A 17,386-nucleotide genomic window follows, 5' to 3' on the forward strand; every position below is an offset into this window, starting at 1 on the left:
GCGGGCCGCACGCAGTCCGCGTCGGGCCGGTCCACGTAGAGTCCGAGGGTGGAAGAACCGACCGCGTACGCGCACCACCACCAGCCCGGCCTGCCCGTCCGCTCCGGCATCCCCGAGCACGGCCGCATCCCCAAGTACTACGCCGTCAAGGCTCGCATCGCCGGGCTGCTCGACGAGCTCGGGGAGGGGGGACTCCTCCCCACCGAGCGCGATCTCGCCGAGCAGTACGAGGTCTCCCGCGAGACCGTCCGCCAGGCCCTGCGCGAGCTGCTGCTGGAGGGCCGGCTGCGCCGCTCCGGCCGCGGCACCGTCGCCGCCGGGCCGAAGCTCGAACAGCCCCTGTCGCTGGCGAGTTACACCGAGGGGGTGCGCCGTCAGGGGCGGACGCCCGGCCGTCACCTCATCGGCCTGGAACGCTTCCCCTGCCCGGCCTCCGTGGCCCCCGGCATCGGTGCGGAGCCCGGGGAGCCGGTCTGGCACCTGGAGCGGGTGCTGCTCGCCGACGAGGAGCGGGTCGGACTGGAGAGCACGTACGTCCGGGTGGCCCGCGCCCCCCGCCTCGACATCGATTTCCAGCCGGACTCCTCCTTCTACGGGTACCTCCACGACAGCCTCGGCATCGCCTTCGGCGACGCCGACGAGAAGCTGGAAACGGTCCTCGCCACCCCCCGCGAAGCCCTGTTGATCGGCACCCCGCCCGCGCTGCCGATGCTGCTCATCCACCGTTTCTCCCGGGACCGGGACGGCAGGCCGCTGGAGCGGGTGCGTTCTCTCTACCGTGGTGACCGGTTCAGCTTCACGACGCACCTGCGGCCCGAATAGTCCCGCCCGAAGCCCCCCGTAGGACCAGAAAGAGGACGAATTCGCATCACGGAATGGTAACGGGTCTAGTCCAAGCGTTGGAGGCTGTTCACCGGAGCGTCGCCCGGGGGATCCTCCCGGGTCACGGGCCGCCGTCACCTTGGAGCACGTGAGAGTCATAGTCGTCGGAGGCGGCGTGGTAGGCACCATGCACGCCTGGCAAGCAGTGGAACGCGGCCACGAGGTCGTCCAGATCGAGCGAGAAGCGGAGGCCCGCGGCGCGTCCTTGCGCAATTTCGGCCAGATCTGGGTCAGTGGCCGGGCCGGGGGCGAGGAGCTCGACACCGCCCTGCGGGCCCGCGAGCTCTGGGAGGCGATCGGTGAGCGGGTGCCCGGCCTGGGCTTCCGCGCCATCGGCTCCCTGACCCCGGTGCGCAATTCCCGCGAGCACGCCGTCGCCGAGGCCGCCGTGGCCCGCGCCGACGCCGCCGCCCGCGGCTACAAGCTGGTCACCGCCGAGGAGGCCAGGGCGATCAACCCCGCCCTGCGCGGCGCGTTCGAGGCCGCCCTGTGGTGCGAGCGGGACGCGGCCGTGGAACCGCGCACCGCCCAGCTCCACCTGCGCGAAGCCCTCAAGGCGTCCGGCCGCTACACCTTCCTCCCCGGACGGGAGGTGCGCGAGGTCGTCGGGAACGGAGCCGTCCGCGACGACCACGGCGACGTCCACCGGGGCGACGCCGTGATCCTGGCCACCGGAGCCTGGCTGTCCGGCCTGGTCCGCGAACTGGTCCCCGACCTGCCCGTGCGCCGGGTCCGGCTGCAGATGATGCAGACCGCCCCGCTCGGCGAGACCCTGACGACCTCGGTCGCCGACGCCGACAGCTTCCGCTACTACCCCGCCTACAAGAGCGAAGCCCTCGACGAGCTCAACGCCGAGCAGGCCCAGGCGCCGATCGCCGCCGCGCACAAGATGCAGCTCCTGATGGTGCAGCGGCAGGACGGCGGACTGACCATCGGCGACACCCACGAGTACGAGCACCCCTTCGCGTTCGACACCCTCGAAGACCCCTACGCGCACCTCACCGAGGTCGTCGAGTCCTTCCTGGGCCGCCCGCTGCCGCAGATCAGGCACCGCTGGGCGGGCGTGTACGCGCAGTGCACCGACACCACCCGCGTCGTCCACCGCCAGCAGGTGGCCGACGGCGTCTGGCTGGTGACCGGGCCCGGCGGCCGTGGCATGACCTGCTCGCCCGCCATAGCCGAAACCACCGCGAACGAACTGGGCTGGTAAGCACCATGACCGACACCAACACCCCCCACACCCCCCTGCGCACCCGCCGCCTGGTCGTCCTCGACATGGCCGGCACCACCGTCGCCGACGGCGGCCTCGTCGAGCGCGCCTTCGAGCGGGCCGCCGAGCGCCTCGGCGTCGAGCCGGGCAGCGCCGACCACGCAGCGAAGCTCCAGTACGTCCGCGACACCATGGGCGAGTCGAAGATCTCCGTCTTCCGCCACCTCTTCGGCGCCGAGGACCTCGCCCAGCGGGCCAACTCCGCCTTCGAGCAGGCCTACGGGGAACTCGTCGACGGCGGCCTCATCGCCCCGATCCCCGGCGCCCGCGAGGCCGTCGAGAAGCTCCGCGCCGACGGCCGCACCGTGGTCCTCACCACCGGCTTCGCCCGCGTCACCCAGGACGCCATCCTCGGCGCCCTCGGCTGGCAGGACCTGGCCGACCTCACCCTGTGCCCCGCCGACGCGGGCGGCCGCGGCCGGCCCTACCCGGACATGGTGCTGGCCGCCTTCCTGCGCACCGGCGCCGTGGCCGACGTACGCGACACCGTGGTCGCCGGCGACACGGCGTACGACATGCTCAGCGGTGTCCGCGCCGGCGCCGGGATCGTGGCGGGCGTCCTCACCGGCGCCCACGACCGCGCCGCCCTGACCGGGCACGGCGCCACCCACGTCCTGGCCTCCGTCGCCGACCTGCCCGCACTGCTGGAGCACGCCGACCAGGAGCGGGAGCCCGGCGCGTGAGCGGCATCCGCTTCGACTCCGTCTCGGTCGCCTACGGCGGCAACACCGTCCTGGACTCCCTCGACCTGACCGTCGAGCCCGGCGAGGTCATGGCGCTGCTCGGCCCCTCCGGCTCCGGCAAGACCACGGCCCTGCGCGCGGTCGCCGGCTTCGTCCGGCCCGCCTCGGGCCGGATCCTGATCGGCGGCCGGGACGTCACCGCGCTCCCGCCGCACAAGCGCGGCATCGGCATGGTCGTCCAGCAGTACGCGCTCTTCCCGCACATGCGGGTCGCCGACAACGTCGCCTTCGGCCTGCGCGCGCAGAAGGCGCCCAAGGCGGAGATCCCCGGCCGCGTCGCCGAGGCCCTGGAGATGACCGGGATGGCGGCCTACGCCCAGCGCTACCCCCGCGAGCTCTCCGGCGGACAGCAGCAGCGCGTGGCCATCGCCCGCGCCCTCGCCATCCGCCCCGGGGTCCTCCTCCTGGACGAGCCGCTGTCCGCGCTCGACGCGCAGTTGCGCTCCGGGATGCTCGCCGAACTGGCCCGGCTGCACCGCGAACTCCCCGACGTGTCCATCCTCTACGTCACCCACGACCAGGTCGAAGCGCTGACCCTGGCCGACCGGATCGCCGTCATGGACCAGGCCCGCCTCCAGGACTGCGGCACCCCGCAGGAGCTGTACCGGGCCCCGCGCACCGAGTTCACCGCCTCCTTCGTCGGCAACGCCAACCTGCTGCCCGTCACCGTCGCCGACGGCGGCGCGCTCTTCGCCGGGCACCCCCTCACCCTCGACCCCGGCCGTGCGGCCGCCGGCGCGAGCGCCACCCTGTGCGTACGCCCGCACCTGCTCGGCCTCGGCGCCGGCCCCAACGCGCTGAGCGGGACCATCACCGAGGTGCAGTGGCGCGGCTCGACCCACCGGCTCTACGTGGACATCGAGGGCCACCGGGTCAAGGCGGACCTGCCCGAACTGCGCGAAACCCCGGCGCTGGGCGACCACGTCACCCTGCACTTCGAGCCGCGCGACGCGGTGCTCCTGTCCGCGGGGGTCTCCGATGGCTGAGGCCACGGACCGGCGACACACCGCCGCACCCGGGCCGGCAGCCGACCCCGAAGCCGCGGTCATACCCCACCAGCCGGTACGAAGCCCTGCCCCCGGCACGCCCGAAAGCCCGGCCGGAGCCCCCGGCGGCTTCGCGGCGAAGGCCGCAGGTGCGCCCCGTAGCGTGCCCGGCTGGCTGTGGACCGTGCCTCCCGTCGCCGTGCTCGCGCTGGTCTTCCTCTACCCCCTCGCGCTCGTCGTCCAGCAGTCGCTGTCCCCCGAGAACGGGGGCGGCGCCTTCGACGCCTACGCCTCCGTCTTCGCCTCGCACTCCTTCCGCGAGGCCCTCGGCACCACGGTCTGGCTGGCCGTCGGCGCCACCGCGGGCTGCCTGGTCCTCGGCTTCGCGCTCGCGCTGGTCATCGCCTTCGTCCCGTTCCCCGGGGCCCGCGCCGTCGCCAAGTTCATCGACGTCTTCCTCTCCTTCCCCTCCTTCCTCATCACCCTCGCGCTCCTCTTCGTCTACGGCACCGTCGGCATGGCCAACGGCCTGTGGACCGAAGGATTCGGCGCCACCGAGGGCCCCTTCCACTTCCTGACCACCCCCTGGGGCGTCCTCCTCGCGGAGATCACCTACTTCACGCCCTTCGTGATGCGCCCGCTGCTCGCCGCCTTCTCCCAACTGGACACCGCCCAGCTGGAGGTGGCCTCCTCGCTCGGCGCGAAGCCCGGCCGCATCATCCGCCGGGTGATCCTCCCCGAGTCCCTCCCGGCGCTCGCCGCCGGCGGCAGCCTCGTCCTGGTCATGTGCCTCAACGAGTTCGGGATCGTCCTGTTCACCGGAGCCAAGGACGTCACCACGCTCCCGATGCTCATCTACGGCAAGGCGATCCTCGAATCCGACTACGCGGCCGCCTGCGTCGTCGCCGTCGTCAACATCGTGATCTCCGTCGGCCTGTTCGGCCTCTACCGGGTGGTGAGCAAGCGTGCTGGTGCATAGCAAGAGCGGCCGCTGGGCCGCCTGGAGCCTCTTCGGCCTCCTCTTCCTGCCCCTCTTCGCCCTGCCGCTGCTCGTCGTGGTGGCCGCGTCCTTCTCGACGCACTGGTCCGGGGCCTTCCCCTCCGGCCCCACCACCGAGAACTACGCCGCCGCCGTCCGCGGCGAATCCCTCCAGGCGCTGACCACCTCGCTGCTCACCGCCCTGGCCGCCAGCCTGATCGCGCTCACCGTCGGCACCTGGGCGGCGCTCGCCGCCGCCGGGCTGCGCACCCGCGCAAAGAGCTCCCTGGACGCGCTGTTCATGCTGCCCGTCGCCGTGCCGTCCGTGGTCGTCGGCCTCGCCGTGCTCGTCGCCTTCAGCAAGCCGCCCCTGCTCCTCAACGGCACCAGCTCGATCGTGATCCTGGCGCACACCATTCTTGTCACGGCGTTCGCCTACCAGTCGGTTTCGGCTGCCATCGTGCGTCTCGACCCCGCGTACGAACAGGCGGCGGCCTCCCTGGGCGCCCGCCCCGCGTACGTGCTGTGGCGGGTCAAGCTCCCCCTCCTGCTGCCGTCGCTCACCGCGGCCGCCGGGCTCTGCTTCGCCCTGTCCATGGGCGAGCTGAGCGCCACGATGATGCTCTACCCGCCGGACTGGATGCCCCTCCCGGTCCGCATCTTCACCGCCACCGACCGCGGTTCGCTCTTCAGCGGCTCCGCCGTCGCCGTGGTCCTCATGGCCACCACCCTGCTGGTCCTGCTGGCCGTCTCCCGCGTCCGCACCAGGGCCACGTACCGCTGATCCACCCGCCACACCCCGCTGACTCCCCTGCTGACTCCCTTTCCCCGTGAGGAAGTTCCATGCCCAGCAACAAGTACCTCCGCCTCACCGCCGCCGTCACCGGCAGCCTCGCCCTCACCGCCGGCCTCACCGCCTGCGGCGGATCCTCCGCCGCCACCGACTCCAAGGGCGGCGGCGAGAAGGTCGTCACCGTCTACAGCGCCGACGGCCTCAAGAGCGACAAGGGCGACGGCTGGTACGACAAGGTCTTCGCCGACTTCACGAAGAAGACCGGCATCGAGGTCAAGTACGTCGAGGGCGGTTCGGGGGAGATGGTGCAGCGCGCCGTCCGCGAGAAGACCAACACGCAGGCCGACGTCCTGATCACGCTGCCCCCGTTCATCCAGCAGGCCGACGGCAAGGGCCTCCTCCAGGCCTACACGCCGCAGGGCGCCGACAAGGTCAACGGAGCGAACAAGTCCTCCGAGGGCAAGTGGACCTCGGTCGTCAACAACTACTTCGGCTTCATCTACAACAAGAAGGAGCTGCCGGCCGCCCCCAAGACCTGGGAAGAGCTGCTGGACGCCAAGTACAAGGGCAAGCTCCAGTACTCCACCCCGGGCGTCGCGGGCGACGGCACCGCCGTGCTCATCAAGGCGATGCACGACTTCGGCGGCAAGGAGCCGGCGAACGAGTACCTGAAGAAGCTCCAGGCCAACAACGTCGGCCCGTCCTCCTCCACCAGCAAGCTCGCGCCGAAGACCGACAAGGGCGAGCTGCTCGTCGCCAACGGCGACGTCCAGATGAACTTCGCGCAGTCCAAGTCCATGCCGAACATCGGCATCTGGTTCCCCGCCAAGGACGGCGGCAAGCCCACCACCTTCTCCCTCCCGTACGCGGCCGGCCTCGTCGACAAGGCCCCGCACACCGAGAACGGCAAGAAGCTCCTCGACTACCTGCTCAGCGAGGACGCCCAGAAGCTGGTCAGCGGCGTCGGCGGCGGCTTCCCGGCCCGCACCGACGTCAAGCCCACCGATGCCAACGCCGTCGAGCTCACCAAGCTCATGACCGGAGTCGAGATCTTCGAGCCGGACTGGGCCGACATCGACAAGAACCTCACCGGCTACGTCGACGCGTGGAAGTCGGCCACCGGAAGCTGACTGGTCGCCTCCCGGTCACCCACGACCGGGATAGTGACGTCCAGATAACGGGTCTGGACCGAGCCTCGTCTTCGGTCCGGACCCGCCGTACGCTCGCTCGCGTTGCCGCACGACCGTACGCCCGCACGCCCCGTACGTCCCCTGCGCCTTCCCCACGATTACTCCCGGAGGAGTACGTGCCCACTGTCCTGTCCGGACGGACCCTCGCCGTGGCGGCCACCGCCACCGCCCTGCTCGCCACCGGCATCGGCGCCCACGCCGCGACCGCCGACGAAGCCGCTGCCGCCGCCGCCGTGAACAAGGTGCTCGTCATCGGCCTCGACGGCGCGGTCCTGGACCGCGTCAAGGCCGCCAACGCCCCGCACCTGAACGGCCTGATGGCCCAGGGCCTGACCGCCCGCAGCACCCTGTACGCGAACCCGATGGGCGCCACCTCCTCGGGCCCCGGCTGGTCCACGATCGCCACCGGCGTCTGGCCCGACAAGCACGGGGTGAAGGACAACTCCTTCACCGGCAAGAACTACACGGCCTACCCGGACTTCCTGACCCGCATCGAGAACGCCAACCCGGCGCTCAACACGTACGCGGCCGCCGACTGGGAGCCCATCACCTCCACCGACCAGAACGGCCCGATCTTCTCGGCCAAGGTCGACAAGCGCCTCTCCCTCAAGGGCGACCGCGACGGCTACCGCAACGAGGACCCGAAGATCGCCGCCGCGGCCGCCGCCGAGCTGCGGGACCAGAACCCGGACGCCGCCTTCGTCTACCTCGGCGAGATCGACGCGGCCGGCCACTCCTACGGCGCCGCCAGCCAGCAGTACCTGGACACCGTCGCCCGCGTCGACGTCCTCGTCGGCCAGCTCCTGAACGCCGTCCAGAACCGTCCGACCTACGCCCAGGAGAACTGGAAGGTCCTGGTCACCACCGACCACGGCCACACCAACTCCGGCGGCCACGGCGGCTCCACCATCCAGGAGCGCGGCACCTTCGTCCTCGCCAAGGGTGCCGGGATTCCCGCCGGTTCGGTACGCGACGACGTCAAGCTCGTCGACGTGGCGGCGACCGCGCTCGCCCAGGTCGGGGTCACCCCCGGCTCCGCGATCGACGGCATCCCGCTGGGCGCCCCCGACGACGGCGACGCCTTCGACACCCTGCGCCCCAACCTCCAGGCGCGCGTGGACGAGACGGGCATCCCGGCCGGCACCAAGGGATTCACGCACACCCCGCCGGCCGGCTGGTCGGTCGACAACTCCAAGATGGGCACGGGCGGTGTCACCGAGTGGGCCGGATGGGCCTTCGCGACCGACGAGTTCTGGAGCCAGGCCCAGCGCGACCAGTGGCGCGAGCTGAACGTCCGCTCCCGTGACGTGTTCGCCGTCGCCGACTCCGACGAGTGGGACGACAAGAGCCACACCGGCTCCTACGACTCCACCCTCATCACCCCCAAGTGGGCGGTCACCGGCGGCAGCACGAAGAACCTGACCTTCCAGACCCACTACCGCCAGGAGTCCGGCCAGACCGCCCAGGTCCTGGTCTCCTACAACGGCGGTACCCCGTCGGTGGTCAAGAGCTACACCGCCGACGCGGTCGCCCGCTCCGAGTCGATCGCGCTCCAGGTCCCGGCCGGCGCCACCGACGTCCAGGTCCGCTTCCGCTACGCCGGCAGCAACAACTGGTACTGGACCGTGGACAACGTCAAGCTCGGCTGAGGCCGCTTTCGGCGGGTACGGGACTTTTGGCGGGGGCCCTCGACGGGCCTTCGCGGCCGCCCGTTCCGCCGTACGGTCCGGGCCGTGGACGCCCACGGCGTCCGCGGTCCGGCCCGGATAAGGTGGTAGAGACCAGAGGTCACAGACGTCACAGACGTCAGACGCCACCGAGAGCGGAGAACAGTCCAGTGGCAGAGCGCAAGCCGATCGAATCCTGGCTCACCGACATGGACGGGGTCCTCGTCCACGAGGGCATCCCGATCCCCGGCGCCGACGCCTTCATCAACCGGCTGCGCGAGTCCGGCAAGCCTTTCCTCGTGCTGACGAACAACTCCATCTACACCCCGCGCGACCTCCAGGCCCGCCTGAGCCGGATGGGCCTGTCGGTCCCGGTGGAGAACATCTGGACCTCGGCCCTGGCCACCGCGAAGTTCCTGGACGACCAGCGTCCGGGCGGCACCGCGTACGTCATCGGCGAGGCCGGTCTCACCACCGCCCTCCACGACATCGGCTACATCCTGACCGACCACGAGCCGGACTACGTGGTCCTGGGCGAGACCCGGACGTACAGCTTCGAGGCCATGACCAAGGCGGTCCGCCTGATCAACGCGGGCGCCCGGTTCATCTGCACCAACCCGGACGAGACCGGCCCCTCCGCCGAGGGCCCGCTGCCCGCCACGGGCGCGGTCGCCGCACTGATCACCAAGGCGACCGGCAAGAAGCCGTACTTCGCCGGCAAGCCCAACCCGCTGATGATGCGCACCGGCCTGAACGCCATCGGCGCGCACTCCCACAGCAGCGCGATGATCGGCGACCGGATGGACACCGACATCCTGGCCGGGCTGGAAGCGGGCATGCAGACCTTCCTCGTGCTGACCGGTCTGACGTCGGTCGAGGACACCGAGAAGTTCCCGTACCGGCCGACCCACACGTTCGCCTCCATCGCCGATCTGGTCGATCTGGTTTAGGTCGTACGGCTGACACGTACGGGCCAAGAGGGCGCCGCTCCGGATGCGGAGCGGCGCGCCGCGCGTGAATCTCCTTGTTGAGGAGGTTCACCATGCGCAGTGATTCGATCGCTCTCCGTGTCACCGGGGTGGCCGTCGCCCTGACGGCCCTGTCCGCCGTGACCGCACCCTTCGCCTTCGCGGGGGAGGACGACTGGAACCGGGACCGCGGCAGCGTCTCGGCCGACCCCAATCCGGCCGAGCCGGGGGCGCAGGTCAAACTGCGCGTCCGCGGCTGTGAGGACGACTGGGCCGTCGCCTCGTCCGTCGTCTTCGTCTCCGAGGTCCGCCTGTCCACCGGGCGCGACGACCGACGCACCCTGTGGGGCGACGCGATGATCCGCTCCTGGGCCGAGCCGGGCCGCCACGACATCAAGATCAAGTGCGGCGGCCGCGGCGGCGAACGCGAATGGGGCACGATCGAGATCGAGCGCCGCCGCGAGCACCGCCCCAACCCCCATCACACCCCCGTCTGGCCGGTCCACGCGGGCGGCGGCGGCATGTCCGAGGAGATCGCCGCGAAGTCGAAGGCGGCGTCCGCGGCGGAGGCCGCCCAGGCCGGGGCCGCCGACTCCGCGCAGCTCGCCGCGGCGGCCAAGAAGAGCCCCGACGGCGACGGCCCGGGCCTGCCGCACACGGTGATCGGCGCCGTGCTCGCCGCCGCCGCCACCCTCGCGGTCGCCGGCCGTGCGCTGACCCTGCGCCGCCGCCGCAGCGGCGAGTGACCGGGGCGATCGGGTGAGTGCGGAGCAGCGGAGCTCCGGCGGCTCCCGGCTGCTGACCTTCGCGGCCTGGTCGGTGCTGGTCCTCGGCCTGTGGCTATGGGGCCGTGAGATCACCGGAGTGGCGATACCCCTGCCCGGCCGGGCAGGCGGACCGGCCGCCCCGGGCATGCCCGCGGCGCACACCCCGCTGGGGCCGGCCGCGCCCGCGCGGGTCGACGTACCGTCCCTCGGCGTCCAGGCCCCGGTGATCGTCCGGGACCTCGACGCGAAGGGGGCGATCGAACCGCCCCCGTACGAGAATCCGGGCACGGTCGGCTGGTGGCGCGGCGGCGCCCAGCCCGGCACGGCCGGGACCGCGCTGCTGGTCGGGCACGTGGACACACGGTCGAAGCCGGCGGTGTTCTACGGCCTGAGCTCGGCGAAGACCGGCGACAAGATCCGCGTGGTGCGGGCCGACGGCTCGGTGGCGGAGTTCACGATCGAGGACGTACGGGTCCACGAGCGCGCGGGCTTCGATCCCGCCAAGGTGTACGGCCCCAAGGTCCGCGGCCGGGCCGAACTGCGGCTGGTGACCTGCGGCGGCACCTACGACAAGGCGGCCAAGGAGTACTCGGCGAACGTGGTGGTGTCGGCGTACCTGACGGGCGTCGGAGTCCGCCCGGGAACGGCGGTCTGACCCGCACGCTCCGGAAGCACGAAGAAGCCCCTCGCAGCTTTCACTGCGAGGGGCTTCTTTGCGTCTGTGCGCCGCCAGGGACTCGAACCCCGGACCCGCTGATTAAGAGTCAGCTGCTCTAACCAACTGAGCTAGCGGCGCTTGGTGACAGGGAAAACTCTACCCCACCGCCGCGGGTGCTCGTGACAAGCCGCGCGCGTTCTGTCCGATTAACCCATGTTTGGGGGGTTTGTCGTGCACGATATGTCTGAGCCAGGCCGGATCTGACGCCCCGCCAGATGCGGTCCCGGCCGGCCGGCGACGAGCAGGGGAGTGGACGGAACCGCATGACGATGCAGCCTCCGACGCATGTGTACGAAGCGATGCCGATGGGCGAGGCGACGCCGATGGGTGAGGCGATGCCGCCCATGCCGCTGCCCTCCTTCGAGGAGTACGAACCCACCGGCGACTGCCCGTGCCAAGGCTGCGCCCAGCGCCGCCGCACCCTCGCGCGCGCCCGGGCCATACCGCTGCGCGACGGCGGACACCCCGCCGCGCGCGGAGCCCGCCGCGCGCTGGTGCTGGCCACCGCCGCGGGCGTGGTCCTCGGCGGAGGCGGCGCGTCCGTGGCCACGGCGGCCACGCCGGGCCCCGGCGGCCGGGTGGCCCTGGACGACCCGGGCACCCCGCAGGGCGGCCGGGCCCCGCTGCACGGGCCGAAGGGAACCGAAGGCCAGAAGGGCACGCCCGCGAAGCCGGCCGGGCTGCCCGGGGCGCCCTCGGCGGTGCGGCGGACCGACCGGGCGATGATCATCAACCGGGCGAAGCTGTGGCTGGACGCGCAGGTCCCGTACAGCATGGAGAAGTACTGGTCGGACGGGTACCGGCAGGACTGCTCCGGCTTCGTCTCGATGGCGTGGAACCTCGGCACGAACGAGTGGACCGGCAGCCTCGACAAGTTCGCGACCCGGATCACGAAGGAGGAGCTGCTCCCCGGAGACATGCTGCTCTTCCACAACCCGGCCGACCCCAACAAGGGCTCGCACGTCGTGCTCTTCGGCGGGTGGGTGGACGAGACGCGCACGCACTACGTCGCCTACGAGCAGACCAAGCCGACGACGCGGAAGCTGGCCACGCCCTACGGCTACTGGAACAACGCGCTGAAGTACATCCCGTACCGGTTCAACGGGGTCACCGGCGGAGTCGTTCCCGAGCCCCCGGCCACGGGCGAACCGCCCGCGCCGGGCGGCACGGGCGGCGTCTCGGCCGCCTTCCCCGGAGCCTCGAAGTTCGGTCCGGGCGCCGACAACGCCTACGTCGCCCAGCTCGGCCGGATGCTGTCCGACCGCGGCGGGCTGCGCTTCTACCCGAAGGGCGTCGGGACGAAGTGGAGCGACGCCGACCGGCAGGCGACCGAGGCCTTCCAGCGCGCCCAGGGCTGGACGGGCGCGGACGCCGACGGCCTCCCGGGCGCGCAGACCTGGCGGCTGCTCGCCCAGCACCAGGGCAAGGACATCCCGCCGACCACGGGCGGCGCACCGGGCCCGGCGGGCAAGCCCGCCTACCCCGGGGCGGCGTTCTTCCGGCCGGGCGCGTCCCACCCGTCCATCACCGCCCTTGGCCGCCAGTTGGTGAAGAAGGGCTTCGGCAAGCACTACCTGTCCGGACCGGGCCCCCGCTGGGGCGAGGCCGACCGCCGCAGCGTCGAGGCGTTCCAGCGCGCCCAGGGCTGGCGCGGCGCCCAGGCCGACGGCTACCCGGGCCCGGAAACCTGGCGCCGGCTGTTCGCATGACGGAGGCAACGATGTACCCCACGCGCACGACATCGACCACAGGCACCTTCGAGATCCCCCCACACCCAACCCCCCGAACAGCAACCCCGCAGCCCGAACCGGCCACCCCGACGGACCCGCCCCTGGGCGCGGCCGGTCCGGGCGGAGCCGCCTTGGGCGGTGCCGGTTCGAGCGGTGCCGGTTCGGGCGCAGCCCCGCTGGCCGGAGCCGCCCCGGGCGGTGCCGGTTCGGGCGGAGCCACCCCGGCGGGAGCCACCCTGACTGGTGCCGGTTCGGGCAGTGCCACCCCGGCCGGATCCACCCCGGGCGGGGCCACCCAGGCCGGAACCGGTCCGGGCGCTGCCACGTCGGCAGCGGTCGGCCCCCGGTGGGCCGCACCGGCCGAGCCCGACCAGGCGGTCGCGGCGCCGACCGCGTCCGATGCCGCCGACTGGGCCTCCGCCGGAGCCACCCCGGCCGCCGCCGCGCAGGCGGGAACTACGCCGGGCGGAGTCGCACCGGCAGCTGCCGCTCCCCGCTGGGTCGTGCGGGCCGAGCACGACCGAGCCGTACCGGTGCCGGCCACGTCCACACCGGCGGCTGCGCCGGTCAACGCCGGGTGGGCAGCGGCCGAGCCCGGCACCGAGCGGGGCTCGCACGCGGCCACCCCCGACCTGGCCGCGTCCGCGCCGGTCCGCTCAGAGCGGGTTCCCGCCGAGCAGGGCGCAGCCGCGCCGGTCGCGGCCAGGTGGGCAGCAGCCGAAGCCGGTACGCAGCGGGGCTCGCACCCGTCGGCCGCGCCTGACGGGGTCGGGTCCGCGCCGGTCGCGTCCGGGCGGGTCTCCGCCGGGGACGACGCCGAGCGGGGCGCACACTTGTCGGCCGCGCCTGACCGGGCCATGTCTGCCGCAGGGCGGGCAGGGGCTGGGTCCGGTACGGAGCGGGGCTCGCACCTGTCGGCCGCGCCTGACGGGGTCGGGTCCGCGCTGGTCGAGTCCGGGCTGGTCCCTGCGGGGGCCGACGCCGAGCGGGGCGCACACCTGTCGGCCGCGCCTGACCGGGCCATGTCTGCCGCAGGGCGGGCAGGGGCAGGGGCTGGGTCCGGTACGGAGCGGGGCGCACACCTGTCGGTCGCGCCTGACGGGGTCGGGTCCGTGCCGGTCGAGTCCGGGCTGGTCCCTGCGGGGGCCGACGCCGAGCGGGGCTCGCACCTGTTGGCCGCGCCTGACGGGGTCGGGGTCGGGCGGGTCTCCGCCGGGGCCGATGCCGAGCGGGACGCCTACCCGGCGGCCGCGTCCGGCCGGGCCGGGTCCGTGCAGTCCGCGTCCGCGCCGGTCGGTGGCGGGTGGGCCGGGTCCTCCGGTGCGGTGCCGGCCGCAGGCTCCGAGGTGTCCGGGTCCGTGCCCGCGGCAGCGGTGAGTGAGTGGGCTGCGTCGACCGGTTGGGCGCCGGCGCCGGAGCACTCCGGGCCCGTGCCGGCCGGGGGCGATCGGGAAGGCGACGGACTTGTCACCGTGGGCTTGGCGGCGCAGGCTTCGGGCGGTGCGCCGCAGGGGCCCGCCGGGCGGGTCGGGGAGGCCGCGCGGAGCGACGTACCCGCGGCGCGGGCCCAGGCCGAGCCGGGGGTGGACATCCCGCACCCCCAGGACGAGGCGGCCCACGCCGGTGCGGCCGCGCTCCGGCTGAGCAACCCCGACGCCGAAGCCGCCCGCCCGCACCCGCAGGACGAGGCCTGGCCCCCGGCCGCCGCGCCCGCCCCGGGCGTGTCCTTCGCCGCCGCGACCGCCAGGGCGGAACACGCCCCGCGGCACGCGGGTCCGCCCGCCGCCTGGGACCTCCCGGGACAGGGCGGCTCCTCCGCCGAGCACGGCCGTACCCCGCAGCACGCGGTCCCGGGCCCCGCCCCGGAGGCCGGGTGCGCGGATCAGTACCCCGACCCCGTACGGGACCTGCCCGAGCCGGGAGACGCCGGTCCGGCCGACCCGGCCGGCGGCCGGGAGCTGACCTGGTCGGTGCCCGCTCCGGGCACCGCCGGTGACTCCGCCCCCGTAGGCGGCAGTTCGGTCGCTACCGGGCCCGTCGGCAACGCCGGCCCCGGACGGGAGACCGCGCACGGCCAGGCCGCCAGCAACGGGGCCGCCACGGTCGGGACCGCCACCGACGGAGCCGCGTACGGCACGACCGCGCACGGCGAAGCCACCCACCACGAGCCCGCGCACGGCCAGCCCGCCACCACCGGGGCCGCCACGGTCGGGACTGCCACCAGCGGGGCCGCCTCCGGCGGAGCCGCGCACGGCCAGCCCGCCACCCCCGGGGCCGCTGCGGTCAGGACTGCCACCGGCGCGACCGCCGACGGTGAGTCCGCCTCCGGCGAAGCTGCGTACGGCCAGTCGGCCACCGGCGAAGCTGCGCACGGCGGGGCCATCCCCGGGGCTGCCGCGGTCGGGACTGCCACCGGCGCGACCGCCGACGGTGAGTCCGCCTCCGGCGAAGCTGCGCACGGCGAGTCCGCCTCCGGCGAAGCTGCGCACGGCGAGTCCGCCTCCGGCGGGGCCGAGCTCGGGGTGGAGTTTGCGGCCGGCCGTGGTGGCGTGCCCGGGCCTGGGCATGAGGACGGGGCCGACGTCGTCGGGGTCGTCGCGCGGGCCGTGGCGCGGATCGCCGAGGACGATACGCAGGACCTGCCCCGGGTCACCGCGGCACGCGGGGCCGCGGTGACCGCGGTGCCGGTGCACCTGCCGTTCCGCGGCGCAGCCCACCCGCAGACGCAGGCGCACGGGCAGACGCAGACACAGGCGGAGTCGCACTCGCACTCGCACTCGGGGTCGGAGCCGCAGTCGGGGTCGGCTCGGCAGGCGAAGGGCAGGGCCGCCGCCGCGGCCCGGTCCGCCCCCGGGCGCCGCGTGCCCCGGGGCGACGACCGGCTCCACGAGCACCGCGGCCCGGTGCTGCCGGGCTGGATCGCGGTGGCCGTCGGCGGGATCGCGCTCGCCGGCTGCGCCGTCGTGCTCTGGCGGGCCGGGGTCGTCCCGGACTCCCTCGCGCTGGCGTTCGGCGCGGAGCCCCGCCCCTACCGGGGACTGCAGGCACGGTTCTGGCCCCCGCTCGCCTTCCTCGGGGTGGTCGCCCTCCTCGCCCTCGGCGGTCTGGGCCGGGGCCGCGCCGGCCACGCCTGGGTGCTCACCCTCTTCGGCCGCTACCGCGGCACCGTCCGCCGTACCGGCCTGACCTGGATCAGCCCCCTGCTGCTGCGCCGCCGGGTCGACGTCCGGCTGCGCCACTGGCGCAGCGACCCGATGCCCGCCGTGGACTCCGGCGGCCTCGCCCTCCAGGTCGTCGTCCAGGTGGTCTGGCAGGTCAAGGACACCGCCCGGGCGACCCTGGCCGTGGAGGACCACGTCGACTACCTCGCCGAGCAGGTCGAATCGGCCATGGCCCGGGTCCTGTCCCAGCTTCCCGCGGACGCCTTCCACGAGGACGCCCCGACCCTGCGCGACGCCGAAGCCGTCGGCGACGCGCTGACCCGGATGCTGGCGTCCGAGACGGAGGCGGTCGGCGTGGAGGTGTTCTCGGCGCAGCCCACCCGGATCGAGTACGCCCCCGAGGTCGCGGACGCCATGCGCCGGCGCCGGGTCGCGGCGATCGACGCGAAGCACCGGGACACCGTCCTGACCTCGGTGGTCGACGCGGTGGACGACACCGTCCACCGCCTCACCTCGCGCGGGATCGTGGAGCTCGACGACTACGAGCGCAAGGCCCTCGTGAAGGACCTGACCGTCGCCTTCTACACGGGCCGCTCCGAGTAGCCCTCACGAGCGCGAGCGGGCCGACGCGGGCCGACGCGGGCCAACGCCCGCCAACACCCGCCAACGCGGGCCGACAGGAGAACGGGTGGAATCCGGGTGGTCCGGACCACCCGTTCTTCCGTTGGTCTGGACATGGCCAACTCCCGTCAATACTGTGGAACTTGGTCTAGACCTAAACCCAGAGCTCGTGAACGGGCCGTGCCGCCGAACCCGGTACGGCCCATCCCCACGCGTGCGCACGCTCTCTCCGGACACCCCCCCACGTTCAAGGAGCATCAGCATCATGCGTTCCTTCCGCATGCCCAGAACCAAGCGGGCCGCCGCCACGGCCACCGCCACCACCGTCGGCCTCGGAGTCGTGGCCGCCCTCGCGCTCGTCACGGCCCCCACGGCCAGCAGCCACGGGTACACCGACACCCCGATCAGCCGCCAGAAGCTCTGTGCCAACAAGACGGTCGCCAACTGCGGTGCCATCCAGTGGGAGCCGCAGAGCGTCGAGGGCTTCAAGGGGTTCCCGGCCGCCGGACCGGCCGACGGCAAGATATGTTCCGCCGGCCTCCCGCAGTTCGCGGAGCTCGACGACCAGCGCGGCGGCGCCTGGCCGGCCACCCCGGTGACCAGCGGGCAGAGCTACGGCTTCCGCTGGCAGTTCACCGCGAACCACTCGGCCACCGACTTCCGGTACTACGTCACCAAGAACGGCTGGGACTCCACCAAGCCGCTCACCCGCGCCGCCCTCGACCCGCAGCCCTTCCTCACGGTCGCCTACAACGGCGCCCGCCCCGCCATGACCACCGTCCACCAGGGCACCATGCCGAGCGGCAAGACCGGCCGGCACATGATCCTCGCCGTGTGGACCGTCAATGACACCCCGATGGCCTTCTACTCCTGCTCCGACGTCCAGTTCTGATCGCCACCGCCCGCCACGG

The 17,386-nt window shown here is 73.4% G+C and carries 14 protein-coding genes and 1 tRNA gene; 14 read left to right on the forward strand and 1 reads right to left on the reverse strand.

What is annotated here, in order from left to right; all coding sequences use genetic code 11:
• Window positions 1-48: 48 nt before the first annotated feature.
• The 11 genes from AC3IX6_RS24240 to AC3IX6_RS24290 all read left to right on the forward strand — a co-directional run bounded on the left by AC3IX6_RS24240 (window position 49) and on the right by AC3IX6_RS24290 (window position 10,900).
• The gene (locus tag AC3IX6_RS24240; protein ID WP_489364551.1) at window positions 49-822 is read left to right on the forward strand and encodes a GntR family transcriptional regulator; all 774 of its coding nucleotides are present in this window, start codon (window positions 49-51) and stop codon (window positions 820-822) included.
• A 148-nt stretch (window positions 823-970) separates the two neighbouring features.
• Window positions 971-2,092 carry a TIGR03364 family FAD-dependent oxidoreductase gene (locus AC3IX6_RS24245; protein WP_489364553.1) on the forward strand — a complete coding sequence of 374 codons (1,122 nt, stop codon included), beginning with the start codon at window positions 971-973 and terminating at the stop codon, window positions 2,090-2,092.
• 5 nt (window positions 2,093-2,097) lie between these two features.
• Window positions 2,098-2,835, forward strand: coding sequence for a phosphonatase-like hydrolase (locus AC3IX6_RS24250; protein ID WP_489364554.1), 738 nt, complete (start codon window positions 2,098-2,100; stop codon window positions 2,833-2,835).
• On the forward strand, window positions 2,832-3,881 hold the full coding sequence (locus tag AC3IX6_RS24255; RefSeq protein ID WP_489364556.1) for an ABC transporter ATP-binding protein: 1,050 nt from the start codon (window positions 2,832-2,834) through the stop codon (window positions 3,879-3,881). The genes AC3IX6_RS24250 and AC3IX6_RS24255 overlap by 4 nt, the downstream gene beginning before the upstream one ends.
• A complete protein-coding gene (locus AC3IX6_RS24260) occupies window positions 3,874-4,860 on the forward strand; it encodes a 2-aminoethylphosphonate ABC transporter permease subunit (protein ID WP_489364558.1) in 987 nt (328 codons plus the stop codon). Before AC3IX6_RS24255 ends, AC3IX6_RS24260 begins: the two co-directional genes overlap by 8 nt.
• Window positions 4,847-5,644 carry an ABC transporter permease gene (locus AC3IX6_RS24265; protein WP_489364560.1) on the forward strand — a complete coding sequence of 266 codons (798 nt, stop codon included), beginning with the start codon at window positions 4,847-4,849 and terminating at the stop codon, window positions 5,642-5,644. The genes AC3IX6_RS24260 and AC3IX6_RS24265 overlap by 14 nt, the downstream gene beginning before the upstream one ends.
• 59 nt (window positions 5,645-5,703) lie before the next feature.
• Window positions 5,704-6,783: a 2-aminoethylphosphonate ABC transporter substrate-binding protein gene (locus tag AC3IX6_RS24270; protein ID WP_489364562.1), complete on the forward strand. Its 1,080-nt coding sequence runs from the start codon at window positions 5,704-5,706 to the stop codon at window positions 6,781-6,783.
• Between the two features lie 176 nt (window positions 6,784-6,959).
• Entirely contained in the window at window positions 6,960-8,492 is a 1,533-nt protein-coding gene (locus AC3IX6_RS24275) for an alkaline phosphatase family protein (protein ID WP_489364564.1), read from the forward strand.
• Window positions 8,493-8,680: 188 nt separating this feature from the next.
• Complete coding sequence (locus AC3IX6_RS24280; protein WP_489364565.1) at window positions 8,681-9,460, forward strand: HAD-IIA family hydrolase; 780 nt, start codon at window positions 8,681-8,683, stop codon at window positions 9,458-9,460.
• A gap of 92 nt (window positions 9,461-9,552) precedes the next feature.
• Window positions 9,553-10,224, forward strand: coding sequence for a hypothetical protein (locus AC3IX6_RS24285; RefSeq protein WP_489364567.1), 672 nt, complete (start codon window positions 9,553-9,555; stop codon window positions 10,222-10,224).
• A 13-nt stretch (window positions 10,225-10,237) separates the two neighbouring features.
• Window positions 10,238-10,900 (forward strand): class F sortase, encoded by a 663-nt coding sequence (locus AC3IX6_RS24290; RefSeq protein WP_489364569.1) that lies wholly within the window; start codon window positions 10,238-10,240, stop codon window positions 10,898-10,900.
• Window positions 10,901-10,967: 67 nt separating this feature from the next.
• Here AC3IX6_RS24290 and AC3IX6_RS24295 read toward each other — a convergent pair.
• Window positions 10,968-11,041, reverse strand: a tRNA-Lys gene (locus AC3IX6_RS24295).
• A 266-nt stretch (window positions 11,042-11,307) separates the two neighbouring features.
• Between AC3IX6_RS24295 and AC3IX6_RS24300 the strand changes: the two genes are divergently transcribed.
• From AC3IX6_RS24300 to AC3IX6_RS24310, 3 genes are all read left to right on the forward strand, one after another.
• Window positions 11,308-12,672 (forward strand): peptidoglycan-binding protein, encoded by a 1,365-nt coding sequence (locus AC3IX6_RS24300; protein WP_489371546.1) that lies wholly within the window; start codon window positions 11,308-11,310, stop codon window positions 12,670-12,672.
• A gap of 152 nt (window positions 12,673-12,824) precedes the next feature.
• Complete coding sequence (locus tag AC3IX6_RS24305) at window positions 12,825-16,457, forward strand: SPFH domain-containing protein (protein ID WP_489364571.1); 3,633 nt, start codon at window positions 12,825-12,827, stop codon at window positions 16,455-16,457.
• A gap of 298 nt (window positions 16,458-16,755) precedes the next feature.
• A complete protein-coding gene (locus tag AC3IX6_RS24310) occupies window positions 16,756-17,367 on the forward strand; it encodes a lytic polysaccharide monooxygenase auxiliary activity family 9 protein (RefSeq protein ID WP_489364573.1) in 612 nt (203 codons plus the stop codon).
• Window positions 17,368-17,386 lie beyond the last annotated feature (19 nt).

The organism is Streptomyces sp. GL_141, assembly GCF_057834385.1.

What these genes read in the sequence shown, in the direction of transcription:
- AC3IX6_RS24250 (WP_489364554.1), top strand. Translation starts at nt 2,098, where the DNA reads ATGACCGACACCAACACCCCCCACACCCCCCTGCGCACCCGCCGCCTG.
- AC3IX6_RS24260 (WP_489364558.1), top strand. Translation starts at nt 3,874, where the DNA reads ATGGCTGAGGCCACGGACCGGCGACACACCGCCGCACCCGGGCCGGCA.
- AC3IX6_RS24270 (WP_489364562.1), top strand. Translation starts at nt 5,704, where the DNA reads ATGCCCAGCAACAAGTACCTCCGCCTCACCGCCGCCGTCACCGGCAGC.
- AC3IX6_RS24285 (WP_489364567.1), top strand. Translation starts at nt 9,553, where the DNA reads ATGCGCAGTGATTCGATCGCTCTCCGTGTCACCGGGGTGGCCGTCGCC.
- AC3IX6_RS24300 (WP_489371546.1), top strand. Translation starts at nt 11,308, where the DNA reads ATGCCGCTGCCCTCCTTCGAGGAGTACGAACCCACCGGCGACTGCCCG.
- AC3IX6_RS24310 (WP_489364573.1), top strand. Translation starts at nt 16,756, where the DNA reads ATGCCCAGAACCAAGCGGGCCGCCGCCACGGCCACCGCCACCACCGTC.